Origin of the sequence: Streptomyces sp. NPDC017448 (assembly GCF_044330565.1) — a bacterium.
In the GTDB taxonomy this organism is placed as follows: domain Bacteria; phylum Actinomycetota; class Actinomycetes; order Streptomycetales; family Streptomycetaceae; genus Streptomyces.
Genome location: NZ_JBIRLM010000005.1, coordinates 1 through 18,661, shown reverse-complemented (window position 1 = coordinate 18,661; position 18,661 = coordinate 1). Strand labels below are relative to the sequence as shown.

Annotated in this window: 13 protein-coding genes; 11 read left to right on the top strand and 2 right to left on the bottom strand. The window is 73.9% G+C overall.

Translation table 11 applies throughout. The features are described from left to right. The first annotated feature begins 384 nt into the window (after window positions 1-384). Together ACH4K1_RS10770 and ACH4K1_RS10765 are read left to right on the top strand one after the other, a co-directional pair. Window positions 385-4,254: a glycosyltransferase family 2 protein gene (locus ACH4K1_RS10770; protein WP_398088435.1), complete on the top strand. Its 3,870-nt coding sequence runs from the start codon at window positions 385-387 to the stop codon at window positions 4,252-4,254. Next, complete coding sequence (locus ACH4K1_RS10765; RefSeq protein WP_398088433.1) at window positions 4,251-5,789, top strand: DUF5719 family protein; 1,539 nt, start codon at window positions 4,251-4,253, stop codon at window positions 5,787-5,789. The genes ACH4K1_RS10770 and ACH4K1_RS10765 overlap by 4 nt, the downstream gene beginning before the upstream one ends. Window positions 5,790-5,967: 178 nt before the next feature. On the opposite strand, the gene ACH4K1_RS10760 is transcribed toward ACH4K1_RS10765, so the two are convergent. After that, the gene (locus ACH4K1_RS10760) at window positions 5,968-6,396 is read right to left on the bottom strand and encodes a metallopeptidase family protein (RefSeq protein ID WP_228991079.1); all 429 of its coding nucleotides are present in this window, start codon (window positions 6,394-6,396) and stop codon (window positions 5,968-5,970) included. 537 nt (window positions 6,397-6,933) lie between these two features. Here ACH4K1_RS10760 and ACH4K1_RS10755 point away from each other — a divergent pair. From ACH4K1_RS10755 to ACH4K1_RS10720, 8 genes are all read left to right on the top strand, one after another. Then, window positions 6,934-7,311, top strand: a complete 378-nt coding sequence (locus tag ACH4K1_RS10755) for a DUF3499 domain-containing protein (RefSeq protein ID WP_228991080.1) — start codon at window positions 6,934-6,936, stop codon at window positions 7,309-7,311. 139 nt (window positions 7,312-7,450) lie between these two features. Further along, the gene (locus ACH4K1_RS10750; protein ID WP_398088431.1) at window positions 7,451-8,821 is read left to right on the top strand and encodes a phosphomannomutase/phosphoglucomutase; all 1,371 of its coding nucleotides are present in this window, start codon (window positions 7,451-7,453) and stop codon (window positions 8,819-8,821) included. A 544-nt stretch (window positions 8,822-9,365) separates the two neighbouring features. Next, window positions 9,366-9,548, top strand: coding sequence for a Trm112 family protein (locus tag ACH4K1_RS10745; protein ID WP_228991082.1), 183 nt, complete (start codon window positions 9,366-9,368; stop codon window positions 9,546-9,548). Window positions 9,549-9,763: 215 nt separating this feature from the next. Further along, complete coding sequence (locus ACH4K1_RS10740; RefSeq protein WP_398088429.1) at window positions 9,764-10,900, top strand: SIS domain-containing protein; 1,137 nt, start codon at window positions 9,764-9,766, stop codon at window positions 10,898-10,900. A 287-nt stretch (window positions 10,901-11,187) separates the two neighbouring features. After that, the gene (gene manA, locus ACH4K1_RS10735) at window positions 11,188-12,363 is read left to right on the top strand and encodes a mannose-6-phosphate isomerase, class I (protein ID WP_398088427.1); all 1,176 of its coding nucleotides are present in this window, start codon (window positions 11,188-11,190) and stop codon (window positions 12,361-12,363) included. A gap of 87 nt (window positions 12,364-12,450) precedes the next feature. Continuing rightward, window positions 12,451-13,458: a cation diffusion facilitator family transporter gene (locus ACH4K1_RS10730; protein WP_398088426.1), complete on the top strand. Its 1,008-nt coding sequence runs from the start codon at window positions 12,451-12,453 to the stop codon at window positions 13,456-13,458. Between the two features lie 277 nt (window positions 13,459-13,735). Further along, window positions 13,736-15,193, top strand: a complete 1,458-nt coding sequence (gene ahcY / locus ACH4K1_RS10725; RefSeq protein ID WP_398088424.1) for an adenosylhomocysteinase — start codon at window positions 13,736-13,738, stop codon at window positions 15,191-15,193. Window positions 15,194-15,400: 207 nt separating this feature from the next. Then, window positions 15,401-16,078, top strand: a complete 678-nt coding sequence (locus ACH4K1_RS10720) for a hypothetical protein (protein WP_398088422.1) — start codon at window positions 15,401-15,403, stop codon at window positions 16,076-16,078. A gap of 14 nt (window positions 16,079-16,092) precedes the next feature. Here ACH4K1_RS10720 and ACH4K1_RS10715 read toward each other — a convergent pair whose 3' ends face one another. Then, window positions 16,093-17,040 (bottom strand): RDD family protein, encoded by a 948-nt coding sequence (locus ACH4K1_RS10715; protein WP_398088421.1) that lies wholly within the window; start codon window positions 17,038-17,040, stop codon window positions 16,093-16,095. A gap of 119 nt (window positions 17,041-17,159) precedes the next feature. Here ACH4K1_RS10715 and ACH4K1_RS10710 point away from each other — a divergent pair, with 119 nt between their 5' ends. Next, window positions 17,160-18,167 (top strand): stage II sporulation protein M, encoded by a 1,008-nt coding sequence (locus tag ACH4K1_RS10710; protein WP_398088419.1) that lies wholly within the window; start codon window positions 17,160-17,162, stop codon window positions 18,165-18,167. Window positions 18,168-18,661: the final 494 nt, after the last annotated feature.

The window sequence follows — 18,661 nt, the reverse complement described above, 5'->3', positions numbered from 1 at the left end:
CCCGGTGACCGCGCGCGGTCCGCGCCCGGCGCCGCGCTTCAGGCCGGCGCGGCCCCTCTCGTCGCCGCACCGGCCCACCGGCCCACCGGCCCACCGGCCCACCGGCCCACCGGCCCACCGGCCCACCGGCCCACCGGCCCACCGGCCCACCGGCCCACCGGCCCACCCCGACGGCCCGTCCACCGCCCTCCCCGAGGGCGCGGTGGGCGGGCCGTCGGCGTGCCCCCGCCCGGCCCTTCACCCGCTCGGGCCGTCGCCACCTGTCCGTACCGTTAGTGTGGGGCCCCGTCCGAGATGCGCCAACGCCCCGCCGGGGCGCGCGTGTACACCGATGCAGCCCCCGGGGATCACGCCCCCGGACCCGGCCGGAGGGCCCGTACCCCGATGTCCGTGCACAGCCACTCGGCGGCGCCGAACGCGGCCGCCGCCGCCCCAGAGTTCCCCCGGCACGTCGTCACCGCCGTGCTCGTCTCCCACGACGGCGCCCGCTGGCTGCCCGACGTGCTGGCCGGGCTGCTCGGGCAGGAACGCCCCGTACAGAACGTCGTCGCCGCCGACACCGGCAGCGCGGACGATTCGGCCCGGCTGGTCACGGAGGCGCTTGGCGACGAACGCGTCCTGCACCTCGCCCGCCGCACGAGCTTCGGCACGGCCGTCGACGAGGCGGCCCGCACGGCCGGCCCCCTCACCCCGGACGACCTGCCCTACCTCAAGCGCCCCAGCGGCTGGGATCCGGCCACCCGGAGCTGGGTGGACGAGAACTACGACCTTCCCGAACTGCCGCACGGCGAACCGGTCCAGTGGCTCTGGCTGCTGCACGACGACTGCGCCCCCGAGCCGGACGCGCTCGCCGCCCTGCTGCGCGTGGCCGACACCGACCGGCACGCCGCGATCGTCGGCCCCAAGCTGCGCGGCTGGTACGACCGCAAGCAACTCCTCGAAGTCGGCGTCTCCATCGCCAACAGCGGACGCCGCTGGACGGGGCTGGACCGCCGCGAGCAGGACCAGGGCCAGCACGACCAGGTCCGCACCGTCCTGTCCGTCTCCTCCGCCGGCATGCTCATCCGCCGCGACGTCTACGAGGAGCTCGGCGGCTTCGACCGCGGGCTCCCCCTGATGCGCGACGACGTCGACCTGTGCTGGCGCGCCCACCTCGCCGGCCACCGCGTCCTCGTCGCCCCGGACGCCGTCCTGCGGCACGCCGAGGCGTCCGCCCGCGAACGGCGGCCCATCGACTGCGCCGGCCGCTCGGTCGCCAGCCCGCACCGCGTCGACAAGGCGGGCGCGGTCTTCACCATGCTCGTCAACGCCCGCGCCAAGGCCCTGCCCTGGGTCCTGCTGCGGCTCGTCGTCGGCACCCTGCTGCGCACCCTCGCCTACCTCGTCGGCAAGGCGCCCGGCCAGGCCCTCGACGAGGTCACCGGCCTCCTCGGCACCCTGCTGCGGCCCGGCCGCGTCCTCGCCGCCCGCCGCGACCGCGGCAAGAGCGTCGTCGACCCGGCCGACCTGCGCGCCCTGTTCCCGCCGCCCGGCGCGACCGTCCGGGCCACCGTCGAACAGGTGGCGGGCAACTTCGGCGGCCGCAACGACGCCGACTCGGGCGGTTCGCGGCACGGGGCCGTCGAGTCCGGGCCCGGCGGCGACGACGCCGACTTCCTCGAAGTCGACCAGTTCGCCCGCCTCAAGCGCATCGGCCGCAAGCCCGGACCCCTCCTCTTCGCGCTGCTCCTCGTCGTCTCGCTCATCGCCTGCCGCAACCTGCTGAGCGGCGGCGCCCTGGCCGGCGGCGCACTGCTGCCCGTCCCGGCCGAGGCCGGCGCGCTCTGGCGGCAGTACGCGGACGCCTGGCACACCGTCGGCACCGGCGGCACCCAGTCCGCCCCGCCCTACCTCGCCCTGCTCGCCGCCCTGTCGGCCCTCTTCCTCGGCTCGACCGGGTGGGCGGTCGGCGTGCTGCTGATCTGCTCGATCCCGCTGGCCGGGGCCACCGCCTACTTCGCCTCCCGCCCCCTGCTCCCCTCCCGGCTGCTGCGCGCCTGGGCGAGCGTCGCGTACGCCTTCCTGCCCGCCGCGACCGGGGCCCTGGCCACCGGCCGCCTGGGCACCGCCGTCCTCCTCGTCCTGCTCCCGCTGATCGCCCGGGCCGGCGTCGCCGCACACGGGCTGCGCGCCGACGGCGCGGCGGGGGAGCGCGGCAGCTGGCGCGCCACCTGGGCGTACGCGCTGCTGCTGACCGTCACCATGGCGTTCACCCCGATCGTCTGGCCGCTCGCCGTGGTCCTCGGACTCGGCGTGCTGGTGCTGCGGCGCGGTGACATCACGGCGTACGGCCTCCGCTTCGTCGCCGCCGTCGGCACCCCGCTGCTGGTCCTCGCCCCCTGGTCGCTCACCCTCCTGACCGACCCTGCGGCGCTGCTGACCGAAGCGGGCCTGGACCTCGGCACGGGCGACACCTCCGGCCTGGACCTGCTCGGCATCAGCCCCGGCGGCCCCGGCGCGGTGGGCGGCGTCCTCCTCCTCGGCATCGTGCTCGCGGCGCTCGCCGCCCTGCTGCGCGAGGACCGCCGGTTCGCCGTCCGTACCGCCTGGGCGGTCGCGGTCGTCGCCTTCGCCTTCGCCGCCCTCGCCAACGGGTCGACCTGGGCCGGACCGGCGACCCTCGTCTACGGCACCGCCCTGATCGCCGCCGCCCTGGTCGGCGCGGACGGAGCCCGCATCCGGGTCGCCGAGCAGAGTTTCGGCTGGCGCCAGCCCGTCGCCGTGCTGATCGCGCTCGCCGCCGGGCTGGCCCCGGTGCTCGCCGCCTCCGGCTGGATGATCGGCGGCGCCGACGGCCCGCTGGAGCGCCGCGACCCCGTCCAGGTGCCCGCCTTCGTCGCCGAGGAGAGCACCACCCGCGACCAGCCCCGCACTCTCGTCCTCGGCGGCGCCTCACCCGGCACCGTCGCGTACAGCCTGGTCCGCGGCTCGGGCGCGCGGCTCGGCGACGGCGAGCTGACCGAGGCGGGCGGCAGCAACCGCCACCTCGACAAGGTCGTCGCCAACCTGGTCGCCGGCTCCGGCGCCGACCAGGGAGACCAGCTCAGCGGCTTCGCGATCCGCTACGTCCTCGTACGGGACGGAGCGCCGCGCCGGATGAGCCGGGTCCTCGACGCCACTCCCGGCCTCAGCCGCCTCAGCCAGCTCGACGGCAGCGCCCTGTGGCGGGTGGACCGGCAGGTCGCCCGCGTCATGATCGTCCCGGCCTCCGGCGAGGGCGAGCACGTGCCGGTCGGCTCGGAAGCCGTCGAAGCCCACTCCGACATCCCGTCCGGGGCGGCGGGGCGCGTCCTGCGGATCGCGGACGCCGCCGACCCGGGGTGGACGGCCACCCTGGACGGCAAGCCGCTGACCCGCAAGACCGTCGACGGCTGGGCCCAGGGCTTCGAACTGCCCGCGGACGGCGGCCGGCTGGACCTCACCCACGACGCCCCGATCACCCACACCGCGTGGATCTGGGCCCAGGCCGGACTCCTCCTGGTCCTGGTGGTCATGGCCCTGCCGGGCCGCCGCCGGGAGATCGACGACGACCTGCCCGACGAGGCGCCCGCCGTCGCGGCCGAACCGGTGGACGGCGAGGGCCGCCGCGCCCGCAGGCTGCGCGCCGCCGCCCTGGCCGAGGCCGCCGCCGAGGAGGCCGGGGACGACCCCTCGCGCACCGTGCACCCGGAGGAGCACATCCCGGCGCAGCAGTCCGCCGACCCGTACGCCCCGCACCCGCCGGCGCACGCCCCGGACCCCCGGGGCCCGGGCGACCCGCAGGAGGCCACCGGCGACTACGCGGCGGTCCCGCAGCAGCAGTACGGCGCGTACGCGTCGTGGGACGGGCAGCAGCAGCCGGGCGCCGACCCCTACGGGACGTACCGGCAGCAGGACCCGTACGCCCCGTCGAACCCCGATTACCAGGGCGGTTACGGCGCCCAGGACCCGTACCCGCAGCAGTACGCCGACCAGGGCGGCCTGTACGACGACCGGGGCGCCGGGTACGACGACCGGGGCGCCGGGTACGGCGGGCAGGGCGGCGGGTACGACGAGCGGTCCGCGTACGACGAGTACGGCCGCTACACCGGCGGGCAGTACCCGCAGCACCCGCAGCAGCCCCCGTACGCCGATCCCGCCCGGCACCCCGCCGAGAACGGCGAACAGACCGACCCCCCGGCCCCGGGCCAGGCCCCGTGGCAGACCGGTAACGCATCGCGAGGCGAGTCCGAGTGAAGTCCACCCACCTGTCCCTGATCGCCGGCGCGGCCGTCCTGGCCGCCGTCACCGGCTTCGCCACGGTCACCGCCCCCGGCGCCCCGGCAAAGACCGCGGCGAAGCCCGCCGCGCTGCTGCCCGTCGAGCGCTCCAGCCTGGTCTGCCCGGCGCCCAGCGGCTCCGACCTCGCGGAGACGCGGTACACGGCGTTCACCCCTGCGGGCAAGGGCGGCGAGGCCGAGGGCGTCGCCGAGCTGAAGCCGGCGCTGCCCGTCGCGGACGACGAGGACGAGGCCGACCCGAAGAAGGCCGAGAAGGCCGAGAAGGCGGCGAAGAAGGCGAAGGAGAAGGCCGAGAAGCCGGTCCTCGCGGTCAAGGAGCCCGGAAAGCCGGTCACCGCCGAGGCGGACGGCGCGGGCGCCCCGGCCCTCCACGGCACGGCTTCCGGCGGGCTGGCCCCCGGCTGGACGGCCCAGCAGACCACCGAGATCACCGCCGGAGACGCCCGGGGCCTCCTCGGGGTCACCTGCACCGCTCCCGACACCGACTTCTGGTTCCCCGGCGCGAGCACCGCGAAGTCCCGCCAGGACTACATCCACCTCACCAACCCCGACGACTCCGCCGCCGTCGCCGACATCGAACTGTACGGCCCCGAGGGCGCGCTCAAGTCCGAGGTCGGGGACGGCATCACCGTGCCGGCCCGCTCCGGCGTCGCCGTCCTGCTGTCCACGCTCACCCCCGAGGCGGTCGACCTGCTGACCGCTCACGTCACCACCCGGTCGGGCCGGATCGGGGCGGTCGTCATGAGCGCCGAGGACGGCGCGGGCGGCGACTGGATCACCGCGTCGGACGGCCCCTCCGGCACGCTCGTGCTGCCCGGCATCCCGGCCGACGCCACCTCCGTGCAGCTGGTGGCGTACGCGCCCGGCGAGGACGACGCCGATGTGAAGGTGCGGCTCGTGGGGAAGAACGCGACGTTCTCCCCGGCCGGGAACGCCACCCTGCACATCAAGTCCTCGATGACGGCGGCCGTCGACCTCAAGGACATCACCCGCGGCGAACCGGGCTCCCTGCTCCTGACCCCCGTACGGAAGGAGCGCGCGACGCCGATCGTGGCCGCGCTGCGCGTGGTCCGGGGCAAGGGCGGGAAGCAGGAGGTCGCCTACATCCCGGCCACCGGCCCGGTCGGCGCGCGGGCGAGCGTCCCGGACAACGGGGCCGACGACGCGACGCTGTCCCTGACCGCACCGGGCGCTGCGGCAAAGGTGAAGGTCACCGCCTCGGCGGGCAGCGAGGGCGGCGAACCGGTCGTGGAGACGTACACGGTCAAGGCCGGTACGACCCTCGCCGTCACCCCGAAGGCCCCGGACGGTCTCAAGGGCGCCTACGCGCTGACCGTCGAGACGACATCGGGCGGCCCGGTCCACGCCGCGCGCACCCTGGCGCGCGCGAAGGGCGGCGTCCAGATGTTCACCGTGCAGACGCTTCCCGACGACCGGGGCACGGTCGAGGTCCCGGCGGCCCGCCAGGACCTCTCGGTCCTGGACGACTGAGCGGGACGGACGCTCCTCGGGCGCGGGGCCTCCGGCCCGAGGGCCCCGGGCTCACGGGTACGTCCCGCCGGGACCGGACGAGGGAGCCTTCGGCCCCGGCGGGCGGCCGGAGGAGCCGGAGGGCGGGTCGGAGGAGCCGTCGGAGGACGCTACGGGAGGGTCCGGCCGGGCCCCGGCGTCAGTCCTGCCCGTACCGGGGATCGACCGATTCGGGCGCCAGCCCCAGCAGTTCGGCGACCTGCTCGACGACGACCTCGTGCACGAGCAGGGCGCGTTCGTCGCGGCTCTTGGTGCGGAGCTCCACGGGCCGCCGGTAGACGACGATCTGCGCGGGCCGTTCCTTGCCCGCCGACACCGCGCTGCCCAGCGGAACGACATCCTCCGTGGTGGCGGGGACGTCGAGGACGACGAAGTCGACCTCGGCCAGCTGGGGCCAGCGCCGCTCCAGCCGCTCCACCGAGTCCTGGACCAGATCGCGGAAGACCTCGCCCCGGCTGGCCGACAGCGGCACCTGCGGCGGTGCGACCGGCCCGCGCATACCGCGACCATGACGATCACGACGCCGGGGCCGCGGCTCGAAGGCGGGAGGGGGTACGGGACTGTCCATCACCGACGCAGCGTAACGCTCCGGGGACCGGAGCGAACGGGAGGACGACACGGTCGGGACCATGGGGGAGCTTCTGCGGGACGGACCGGTCCGGAGGCGCCGGGGCCGGGACGGTCCGGGCGGGCCGGGGGCGCAGAGGCCGGGCCGGGCCGCGCCGGGGCCCGGGCGGTCCAGGGGGTGGGGGCGATCCGGGGCGCAGAGGCCCGCGCGGATCGGGAACGCGGGGCCGGGGCGGCCCGGAAGCACCGTGACGAGGGGAAGCGGATGCCTCACTTCCGGATGTCCGCAGTTGAATATTTCGGCCAAGGTTGCGCCCTTTTCAGGCCCGTAATCCGATCATCACCCCTCCGTCCGGCGGGGCCGCCGGCTTCCGTCCGTGAGCGGGGCGAACGCGGTGCGGGACCCGGACGCGGCCCCCGCGCAGGTCAGGGCGGCCGCCCGGGAAGGAGACGTGCCGCAGGTCACAGGGCGACACGGTGGAGCAAGCCGAGGGGGAGTCGTCGCAGCCCGCTCAAGAGTGCGGTACCGTCCAACATCGTGAGCCCTGTACGTCGCTGTTCGCGCACCGCGTGCGGCCGCCCCGCCGTCGCGACACTGACGTACGTCTATGCCGATTCGACCGCGGTCCTCGGCCCGCTCGCCACCTACGCCGAGCCCCACTGTTACGACCTGTGCGCCGAACACAGCGAGCGGCTCACCGCGCCACGCGGCTGGGAAGTGGTGCGGCTCTCCGACGGCTCCGCACCGACGCACCCGAGCGGTGACGACCTCGAAGCGCTGGCCAACGCGGTCCGCGAGGCGGCACGCCCGCACGAGCGGGGTGCGGACGGCGGGGGCCGGGGGCCCCGTGCGGCGGACCCGGTGGAAGTGGCCCGCAGGGGCCACCTCAGGGTGCTGCGCTCCCCGGACCCCTGAGCCCGGACCCCTGACCCCGTTCCCCCGCGCACGCCCCCTGTGAACGTCTCCCCTGACCACGTCTCCTGAGCCCGTCACCAGGGGTGCGCCCCGGCCGGGTAGTTTGGGCGGTCCGCAAAGACCCCCAGGAGGACCGGCCGTGGTTGCTGACCTGTCGCAGCTCGTGAAGGCGTACGACGTGCGCGGTGTGGTGCCCGACCAGTGGGACGCATCGCTGGCCGAGCTGTTCGGGGCCGCGTTCGTCCAGGTCACGGCTGCCGACGCGATCGTGATCGGCCACGACATGCGGCCCACCTCACCGACCCTGGCCGGGGCGTTCGCGCGCGGCGCGGCGGCCCGGGGCGCGGACGTCACGCTCATCGGCCTCTGCTCGACGGACCAGCTGTACTACGCGTCGGGGGCCCTCGGCCTCCCCGGCGCGATGTTCACCGCCTCGCACAACCCGGCGCAGTACAACGGCATCAAGATGTGCCGGGCCGGGGCCGCCCCGGTCGGCCAGGACACCGGTCTCGCGGAGATCCGGACCCTGGTCGAGCAGTGGTCGGAAGGCGCCCCGCGGCCCGCCGCCGCCACCGCCCCCGGCACGATCACCGAACGGGACACCCTCACCGACTACGCGGCCCACCTCCTCGGCCTCGTCGACCTGACGGCCGTCCGCCCCCTCAAGGTCGTGGTCGACGCGGGCAACGGCATGGGGGGCCACACGGTCCCCACCGTCTTCGCGGGCCTCCCGCTCGACCTCGTCCCGATGTACTTCGAACTGGACGGCACCTTCCCCCACCACGAGGCCAACCCCCTCGACCCCAAGAACATCGTCGACCTCCAGGCTCGCGTCCTCGCCGAGGGCGCCGACCTGGGCCTCGCCTTCGACGGCGACGCGGACCGCTGCTTCGTGGTCGACGAGCGGGGAGCGGGCGTCTCCCCCTCCGCGATCACGGCCCTGGTCGCCGCCCGCGAGCTGGCCCGCAACGGCGGCGAGGGCGTCGTCATCCACAACCTGATCACCTCCTCGTCCGTTCCCGAAGTGGTCCGCGAGAACGGCGGCACCCCGGTCCGCACCCGGGTCGGCCACTCCTTCATCAAGACGGAGATGGCGAAGCACGGCGCGATCTTCGGCGGGGAGCACTCGGCGCACTACTACTTCCGCGACTTCTGGAACGCCGATACGGGCATGCTCGCCGCCCTCCACGTCCTGGCCGCGCTCGGCGGCCAGCGGAAGCCGCTCTCCGAGCTGGTCGCGGAGTACGACCGGTACGCCGGCTCCGGCGAGATCAACTCCACCGTCGCCGACCAGGCCGCCAGCCTGGCCGCGGTCAGGGCGGCCTACGGAGCCCGCGTCGGCATCGCCTTCGACGACCTGGACGGCCTCACGGTCACGGCCGCCGACTGGTGGTTCAACCTCCGCGCCTCCAACACGGAACCGCTGCTGCGCCTGAACGTGGAGGCGAAGGACGAGGGGACGATGGCGGCGGTACGCGACGAGGTCCTGACCCTGATCCGCACCAGCTGACCGACCGGCCTCTTTCCCCGCCCTCGTGCCAGGGCACCCGAGCCCGCCCGGCGTCCGCTCCGGGCGGTGCCGGCCTCGCCGGTGTCCGTTCCGGGCGGTGCCGGCCCTCCCGGTCTCCGCTCCAGGTGGTTTCAGCCTCTCCGGCGTTGGAGAAGCGGGGCCCGGAGCGGAGCCCCGGTTACGGGACGGGAGGCGGAGAGAAGCCCGCCGCAGGCGCCCACCCCCCACCCTCACCGGCCCCCTCGCCCCCACCGGCCCCTCCGCCCCCACGGTCACCCGCATCGAGCCCCCGGCTCCCGGGTCGTGCCGTCCACCGCATCGAGCCCCCGCCTCCCGGGTCGTCCCGTCCACCGCATCGAGCTCCCGGCTCCCACCGGGAGGCGCCCCCCCCCGCCGCACACCGCCCAGCGCTCCACCCCGCTCCGCCCTCCGTCCATCCCCGTTCCGACCCCGTGGCCAGGCCGCGTCCCCTCCGCCCCAGCGGTAGGCTGACGGCGCCTGATCCGCGCGGATCGCAACCCGCATGCTCGAAGGGACTCACCCCATGGCGCTCGAAGCCGGCCTCCTGGAAATCCTGGCCTGCCCGGCCTGCCACTCCCCGCTCGACGACCGCTCGGCGGCCGACACCCCCGAGCTGGTCTGCACGGGCGACGGCTGCGGCCTGGCCTACCCGGTCCGGGACGGCATCCCGGTCCTCCTCGTCGACGAGGCCCGCCGCCCCGCCTGACCGCGAGCGACCCGCGTCACGGGCCGACGGCGCGTACGCCGTCCCGGCCGACCGCGAGCGAGCCGTGGCATGCAAGGGAAGACGGGTCCCGCGCCCCGCCGGGCGGCCCCCGCCGCCCGGGCCACCCGGTCCGGTGACCCGCCGCCTCCGGCCCGACGGCCCCCGCGCCCGGCCCCGCCCGCACCCCGCACCCCCGGCGATCGGAGCCCACCGCCATGCTCGACGAGTCCCTGCTCGACGCCCCGGACGCCCTGGCCCGAGCCGACCGCCGCGATCTGCTGCGCGGCGCGGCCGAAGCAGGAGCCAGGGTCCGTACCGCCGCCCGGCACGCCGCCGAGGCCGGCATCGGCGGCCTGAAACCGGAGGGCCGGCCCCGGTCCGTCCTCGTCGCGGGTTCCGGCACCGCCGCCGCCGGTGTCGCGGACCTGATCGGCGCGCTGGCCGGCGCGGCCGCCCCCGTCGCCCGCCTCCGGCCCACCGGCGTCGCCCCCGCCCCCGGCGCCCTCCGCTGGGCCCTGCCCGGATGGGCCGGGTCGGTGGACCTCCTCCTCATCGCGACCGCCGACGGCTCCGAGCCGGGCCTCGCCCTCCTCGCCGAGCAGGCGTACCGCCGAGGCTGCACCGTGGTCGCCGTCGCCCCCACCCGCTCACCGCTGCGCGAGGCGGTCGACGGGGTGCACGGCCTGGTGGTCCCGATGGCCGCCGCCCCTCACGGCGAGTACGACGCGGAGACCTCGGCCGCCGGCCCCGGCACTCTGTGGGCGCTGCTCACGCCGCTGCTGGCGCTCCTGGACCGGGTCGGCCTGGTGACCGCGCCCCCCGAGGACCTGCAGAAGGCGGCGGACCGCCTGGACCGCACCGCCGAACGCTGCGGCCCGGCCGTCGCCACGTACGGCAACCCGGCCAAGACCCTCGCCGCCGAGCTCGCCGACACCCTGCCGCTGCTGTGGACCGAGGGCGACGCCGCGGGGCCGGTGGGCCGCCGCTTCGCCGCCGTTCTGTCCGAGCTGGCGGGCCGCCCCGCCCTGGCCGCCGAGCTGCCCGAGGCGCTGCCCGCCCACGGCACGCTCCTGGCCGGGGACTTCGCGGCGGGCGCGGACCCGGACGACTTCTTCCGTGACCGGGTCGAGGAGGGAGAGACCCTGCGCGCCCGGGTCGTCCTGCTCCGGGACCGCCCGGCCGGAGGCCTCAGCGCCTGCCCGGCCGCCCGGGAACTGGCGCTCGGCCACGACGCCCCGGTGAGCGAACTGGAGCCGGAGGAGGGCAGCGCACTGGAGACCCTGGCCGAACTGCTCGCGATCACCGACTTCGCCGCGGTGTACCTCTCCCTGGCCTCGACCCCCGACTCCTGACCGAGCCGTCCCGGCGCCCGCCGGAGCCGCCCCGGCCCCCGCCGGAGCCGCCCCGGCCCCCGCCCCGGCTCCTCCGGAACCCGCCCCCGCCCCCGGCGCCCGACCGAACCGTCCCGCTCCCCGTCTCCCCAACCCCCGACTCCCCGTCTCTCCTACTCCCGCCTCGGCCGCCCCGTCTCCTGACCGAGCCCACACCCCCCGGTTACTCCCGCGACGCCAGGACCTCACGTAACACTGGTATCCCTGGTGGCTCACCCGACCGCCCCGCCCCACCCGAGGACGACTCCATGGACCGGCTGTCCAACACCGTGCGCCCCTACGCTTGGGGGTCCACCACGGCCATCCCCGCCCTGCTCGGTATCGCGCCCACCGGTGAACCGCAGGCCGAGATGTGGATGGGCGCCCACCCCGGAGCCCCCTCGCGCATCACCCGCACCACCCCCTCCGGTACGAGGGAACTGCCGCTCACCGAGGTCATCGCCGCCGACCCGGAGGGGGAGCTGGGCGCGGCCACCGCCGCCCGGTTCGGCCCCCGCCTCCCCTTCCTCCTGAAACTGCTCGCCGCCGGCGCCCCCCTCTCCGTACAGGTCCACCCGAACCTGGAACAGGCCCGCGAGGGTTACGCGGCCGAGGAGGCCCGGGGCGTACCGATCGACGCCCCGCACCGCACGTACAAGGACGCGAACCACAAACCCGAACTGATCTGCGCCCTCACCCCCTTCGACGGGCTCTGCGGTTTCCGCCCGCCCACCGAGGCGGCGGACGCGATGGAGGCGCTGGGAGTCGACTCCCTCAAGCCGTACGTGGACCTCCTCCGCGCCCACCCCGAGGAGGCGGCCCTGCGCGAGGTGCTCACCGCGATTCTCACCGCCGAACCGGCGGAGACGGCCGAGACCGTGGCGGAAGCGGCGGCGGCGGCCGAACGCCTCGGCGGCGCCCACGCCCCGTACGCCCGCATCGCCCACCACTTCCCGGGCGACCCCGGGGTGCTGGCCGCGATGCTGCTGAACTTCGTACGACTCCAGCCCGGGGAGGCCCTGTTCCTGGACGCGGGGGTTCCGCACGCCTACCTCGACGGCCTCGGCGTCGAGATCATGGCCAACTCGGACAACGTGCTGCGCTGCGGCCTGACCCCCAAGCACATCGACGTCCCCGAACTCCTGCGCATCGTCCGGTTCGAGGCCGCCGAACCCGGCGTGCTGCGCCCGGAAGCGGCCCCGTCGGGCGAGGAACTGTACGAGACCCCCGCCGACGAGTTCGCCCTCTCCCGCTACACCCTCGCGTCCGGCGCGGCCCCCACCGAACTGACCGCCCCCGCACCGCAGATCGTGCTCTGCACGGCCGGCACGATCACGGTCGGCGAACTGCCCCTGGCACCAGGGGAGTCCGTTTACGTCCCGGCCGGCGAGCCGGTCGGAGCCACGGGCGCGGGCATCCTTTTCCGGGCCACTGTGGCGGCCTGACCGACAGACCGCCGGGACGGCTGCAACAATGTCCCGCCTCACCACGGCGGCATGTGCCGCGCACCGACGAAGGGACACCACGCACTTATGAGCGCGTCAGGCGGAACCAAGGCGATCGTGGCGGCACTCGCCGCCAACCTCTCGATCGCCGTGGCCAAATTCGTAGCGTTCCTCTTCAGTGGCTCCTCGTCGATGCTCGCGGAGAGCGTCCACTCGCTCGCCGACTCGGGCAACCAGGGACTGCTGCTGCTCGGCGGCAAGAGGGCGAAGCGCGAAGCCACCCCTGAACACCCCTTCGGCTACGGGCGCGAGCGCTACATCTACGCGTTCCTCGTCTCCATCGTCCTCTTCTCGGTCGGCGGCATGTTCGCGGTCTACGAGGGCTACGAGAAGATCAAGCACCCGCACGAGATCGAGGCCTGGTACTGGCCGGTCGGCGTGCTGGTCTTCGCGATCATCGCTGAGATCTTCTCCTTCCGGACGGCGATCAAGGAGTCCAACCAGACGCGTGGCAAACGCTCCTGGACCGAGTTCGTCCGCAGGTCCAAGGCGCCCGAACTCCCGGTCGTCCTCCTGGAGGACCTCGGCGCCCTCGTCGGCCTGATCCTGGCGCTCGGCGGCGTCGGCCTCGCCCTCGCCACCGGCAACGGCGTCTGGGACGGCATCGGCACCCTCTGCATCGGCATCCTGCTGATCCTCATCGCGATCATCCTGGCCGTCGAGACGAAGTCCCTCCTGCTGGGCGAGTCCGCCGGCATCGAGGACGTCGAGAAGATCAAGGCGGCCGTGGTGGACGGCGAGACCGTCACCCGCATCATCCACATGCGCACCCTGCACCTGGGGCCCGAGGAACTGCTGGTCGCCGCCAAGATCGCGGTCCAGCACGACGAGACCGCCGCCGAGGTCGCGGACGCCATCAACGCAGCCGAGAACCGCATCCGGGAAGCCGTCCCGATCGCCCGGGTCATCTACCTGGAGCCGGACATCTACAACGCCGAGGCCGCGGCCGGCGGAACCAACCCGGGCACGGACGCGGCCACCGCCCCGTCCACCCGCGCCGGCGAGGGACCGGCCGCAAAGGATTCCGGCCACTGACCCTCCGCACATCAGCCCCGATCGGCCCGGTGACCCCTCACACACGCCCCTCCCCCCGGACGGGCTGGGGCTCACTGGGCCGTTCGGTGTAGATTCGGATACGGATAACAGACGTCGCTGCTGATGGCGGTCGACCGGTCGCCGGGAGTGGGCCGGGCGAGGGACAGAGGGCCTCCGACGGACTGCACTGCGAACGCCCGGGCATTCGTGTGTCCCGCCGCGCCGCAGAGTCAGCCCAGACAGCCCACCCTCGACCCATCACGAGGAGCAGCCCGTTATGACGACGGCCACCGACCGCCAGGACTTCAAGGTCGCCGACCTCTCCCTCGCCCCGTTCGGGCGCAAGGAGATCACGCTCGCCGAGCACGAGATGCCCGGCCTGATGTCGATCCGCAAGGAGTTCGCCGCCGCCCAGCCCCTGGCCGGCGCCCGGATCACCGGTTCGCTGCACATGACCGTGCAGACCGCCGTGCTCATCGAGACCCTCGTCGCCCTGGGCGCCGAGGTCCGCTGGGCCTCCTGCAACATCTTCTCCACCCAGGACCACGCCGCCGCCGCCATCGCGGTCGGCCCGAACGGCACCCCGGAAGCCCCCGCGGGCGTCCCGGTCTTCGCCTGGAAGGGCGAGACGCTCGAAGAGTACTGGTGGTGCACGGAGCAGGCGCTGACCTGGCCGAACACCCCCACCGGCGGCCCGAACATGATCCTGGACGACGGTGGCGACGCCACCCTCCTCGTCCACAAGGGCGTCGAGTTCGAGAAGGCCGGCGCCGCCCCGGACCCGTCGACCGCGGACAGCGAGGAGTACGCCCACATCCTCACCCTGCTGAACCGCACCCTCACCGAGTCCCCGCAGAAGTGGACCCAGCTCGCGTCCGAGATCCGCGGTGTCACCGAGGAGACCACGACCGGCGTCCACCGCCTGTACGAGATGCACCGGGACGGCTCCCTCCTCTTCCCCGCGATCAACGTGAACGACGCGGTGACCAAGTCGAAGTTCGACAACAAGTACGGCTGCCGCCACTCGCTCATCGACGGCATCAACCGTGCCACCGACGTCCTCATCGGCGGCAAGACCGCCGTCGTCTTCGGCTACGGCGACGTCGGCAAGGGGTGCGCCGAGTCCCTGCGCGGTCAGGGCGCCCGCGTGATCGTCACGGAGATCGACCCGATCTGCGCGCTCCAGGCGGCGATGGACGGCTACCAGGTCGCCACGCTGGACGACGTGGTGGAGCAGGCCGACATCTTCATCACCACGACGGGCAACAAGGACATCATCATGGCCAAGGACATGGCCCGGATGAAGCACCAGGCCATCGTCGGGAACATCGGCCACTTCGACAACGAGATCGACATGGCCGGCCTCGCGCAGATCGACGGCATCGTCAAGGACGAGGTCAAGCCCCAGGTCCACACCTGGACCTTCCCCGACGGCAAGGTCCTCATCGTCCTGTCCGAGGGCCGCCTCCTGAACCTGGGCAACGCGACCGGCCACCCCTCCTTCGTGATGTCCAACAGCTTCGCGGACCAGACCCTCGCGCAGATCGAGCTCTTCACGAAGCCCGAGGAGTACCCGACCGACGTCTACGTGCTGCCCAAGCACCTCGACGAGAAGGTCGCCCGCCTCCACCTCGACGCGCTGGGCGTCAAGCTCACGACGCTGCGCCCCGAGCAGGCGGCGTACATCGGCGTCGACGTGGAAGGCCCGTACAAGCCCGACCACTACCGCTACTGACCGACCACGACCGCCCCGGCCGCCACTGCTACCGGCCGGACCGCGCGTCACCGGCCCACCTGGTGTCCGAGAGGGGGAAGCCCCCTCTCGGACACCAGGTGGTGCCAGAGCCACGGCACCAGCTCCGAGCGCAGGCCCCCGCACCCCCGTGGCGGGGGCCTGCTCCCGTCACCGCCCCCGCACAGCCCGAGGAACCCGAAGGACCCCATGCCCCGCGGCAGGTATTCGCTCCACGACCTTCACGATCACACCCCCCTCGGCGAAGAACACTTCCACTGCGCACCCGGCCCCTCCGGATGGCGCTACGTCTCCCGGACCACGTCCCCCTCCGGGGACCACCTCGGCTCCGTCGACCTCGCCCTGGACGGACTCGGCCGCCCCATCCGCCTCGAACTCCACGCCGCGAGCTGGCAGGTGCGGGGAGCGGCCCTCCAAGGGGTCACCTGGGTCCGGACCGACCCCACCGGCAGCCACGCCACCGAGGGCAACGTCCGCGCCCACGCCTTCGCCGGCACGTCTCCCGCGTTCCTCGTCGCCATGACCCGGCTCCTGCGCCTCACCCCCGACTCCCCCACGACCCGCGTCCGCGTGGTCACCTTCACGGACCCGGTCCTCGCCCCCAGGACCGTCGATCAGTCCTGGGCGCTGGTGAACAGTGAAGCGCACGCCACTGACAACGGCCCTCTGATCGTGGACGAATACCAGGTCAGCGCCCTGGACACGGGGGAGCGGCACTCCGTCCACATCGCCGGTGACGTGGTCCTCGCGGCCCCCGGCATCGAACTCGAACACCTGGAGACGCCTCCGTCGCCCCGGGCCTCCGGCCCCCCTGCCGACGAAGACGGCGGGGCCGGTGCCACCGCAGACGGGTGGCCCGACCCGTGACCTGCCGTCAGGCTCTACCAGGGCGGGGCGAACCCGCCGGCAGGAGCCGCGGCGTCCCCACGCGGCTGCTCACGCACCCCACCGGCACGGGCGGCGCCGCCCGCGGTGCGGGGGCCCCCTCCGAAAGGCCCGCGGCCCGGGCCGTCCTGCGCGGCGGACCCACCCGGCGCGGCGGAAACCTGCGGCACGGCCCCTCCGGCGCCGGCCCCGGCCTCGCCGAACACGCGGCGGGCGTCCCGCTCCCGTCGCTCGTGCAGCACGGCGGCCAGGAACGCGGCCGCGGGAACGCCCTGCGGCGCGGCGGTTCCGGTCCGCGCGACCAGCTCACCGGCCAGCCGGTCCGCGATCGAGCGACCCACGCCGGGGTCCAGCTGCTGCATCCGCGTCAGGTACTGCCGTATCGCGAGCCAGAGTTCGTCCGGCACGGCTGAGAGGTCCACCTGCGTGAACCGTCCGACCAGCCAGGGCGGAGGAGGCGGCACGGCGACGGACCGGCCCGACGCCCCGACCCGCTCCCGGACCACCAGCGTCCCGGCGAAGAGGTCGCCGATCCGGCGTCCCCGTGCCGAGACCAGGGACGCGACGGAGGCCAGAGCACCGAAGGTCATCAGGATCTCGACGAGCCCCATGCCGCCGCGTACGAGGGCATGCCGGAACCGGATCGGCCCGCCGTCGTCCCGCACCACCCGCAGCCCGCACACCAGTTTCCCCAGGGAGCGGCCGTGGCTCAACGTCTCCACCGCGACCGGCCCCCCGATCAAAACCAGCAGGAACGAGGCCGCGACGATCGCCGCGACGGCGGCCTCGTCCAAGGAGGCGGAAGCGATGGCCAGCAGGACCGATATCAGGATGAACACGGCGAACGTGGCCGTCAGATCGATCGCCGAGGCCAGCGCCCGGCTCGGCAACCGCGCGGGCCTCAACCCCAGGACGACCGCGTCCCCGGTCACCAACTCGCTCATCGGGCCCCACCCTTCGCCGACCTTCTCGTCCCCAGCCGGGCCCAGTCTGCCAAGCTGACCGCGAGCGCGCCGCAGCAGTACGGCCCCGTACGCCCCCTTGCCTGGAGCAAAAGACGCCCATGGACCTCGACGTCTTCGTCACCGCCCACCGCACGGAGTGGGACCGCCTCGAACACCTCCTGCGCCGGGGCCGCCGCCTCACCGGCGCGGAGGCGGACGAACTCGTCGTCCTCTACCAGCGCACGGCGACCCATCTCTCGCTGGTCCGGGCGAGCAGCCCGGATCCGCTCCTCACCGGCCGTCTCACGCAGCTCGTGGCCCGCGCGCGGTCGACGGTGACGGGCGCCCGCAAGGCGTCCTGGCGTGACGCGGCCCGGTTCCTCACCGCCGGGTTCCCCGCCGCCGTCCATCGCTCCCGCCACTGGTGGATCCCCACCGCGGTGCTCTCGATCGCGCTGGCGGCGCTGCTCGGCTGGTGGATCGGTACCCACCCCGAGGTCCAGGCGGCGATCGCCGCCCCGGAAGACCTCCGCGCGATGACCGAGCCGGGTGGTGAGTACGAGACCTACTACTCCAGCCACCCGGCCGCGTCCTTCGCCGCACAGGTCTGGACGAACAACGCGCGGGCCGCGGCCCTCTGCCTCATCCTGGGCGCGTTCCTCTGCGTACCGGTGATCTGGATCCTCTTCCTCAACATGCTCAACCTCGGCGTCGGCATAGGGCTCATGTCCTCCGCGGGGAGGCTCGACGTCTTCCTCGGCCTGGTGCTTCCGCACGGCCTGCTCGAACTGACGGCCGTGTTCGTCGCCGCCGGCACCGGGCTACGCCTCGGTTGGACGGTGATCGACCCAGGCCCCCTGTCCCGCCGCGACGCCTTGGCCCAGCAGGGCCGCGCCGCACTGGGCATGGCCATCGGTCTGGCCCTCGTCCTGTTCGTCGCAGGGCTCATCGAAGGTTTCGTCACCCCTTCCGGCCTTCCGACCTGGGCGCGGATCACCATCGGCATCGTCGCTGAGCTGGCCTTTCTCACGTACGTGTACGTCCTGGGCGGTCGTGCGGCACGCAGGGGGGCCACCGGCGACCTCGCTGCGGTCGAACGCAGCGCCGAGCTTCCCACTGCAGCCTGAGCGTCGATGTGCTTTCACCCCCGCTGAGCTGCTAGTCTCCTCCTCGCCCACAAAACCGTTGACACGGCAGATGTGGGGAGGTAGATTTGAACGGTTGCCTCGGACTGGACAGGTTCGAGATGAGCGCATATGGTCTACCTCGCTCGTGCAGGAGTTCAGTTTCACTCCGCCGGGCCACATGATTCTCCTTTCTCGAACCTCTCCGAGTCGTTGGTTTAACTCCGAGAGTTTCTGATAAAGTCGGATCCGCCGAAAGGCAAGGCCCCTCCACGGGTCGCCGGAAATCGAATTCGGACCGGAAACGGAACGGAAAAGAGTCTGGTAACGTGGGATTCGCCGGAAAGGGAGAACGCGGAAGCGGGAGACCTGGAAAGCGAAAAGGCAGGATTGCAGGGCCCGCTTCGACCGGGAATCGGACACGAAAGAGTCTGATAGAGTCGGAAACGCAAGACAGCAGGACACAGAAGAAAACGAAGGGAAGCGCCCGGAGGGGC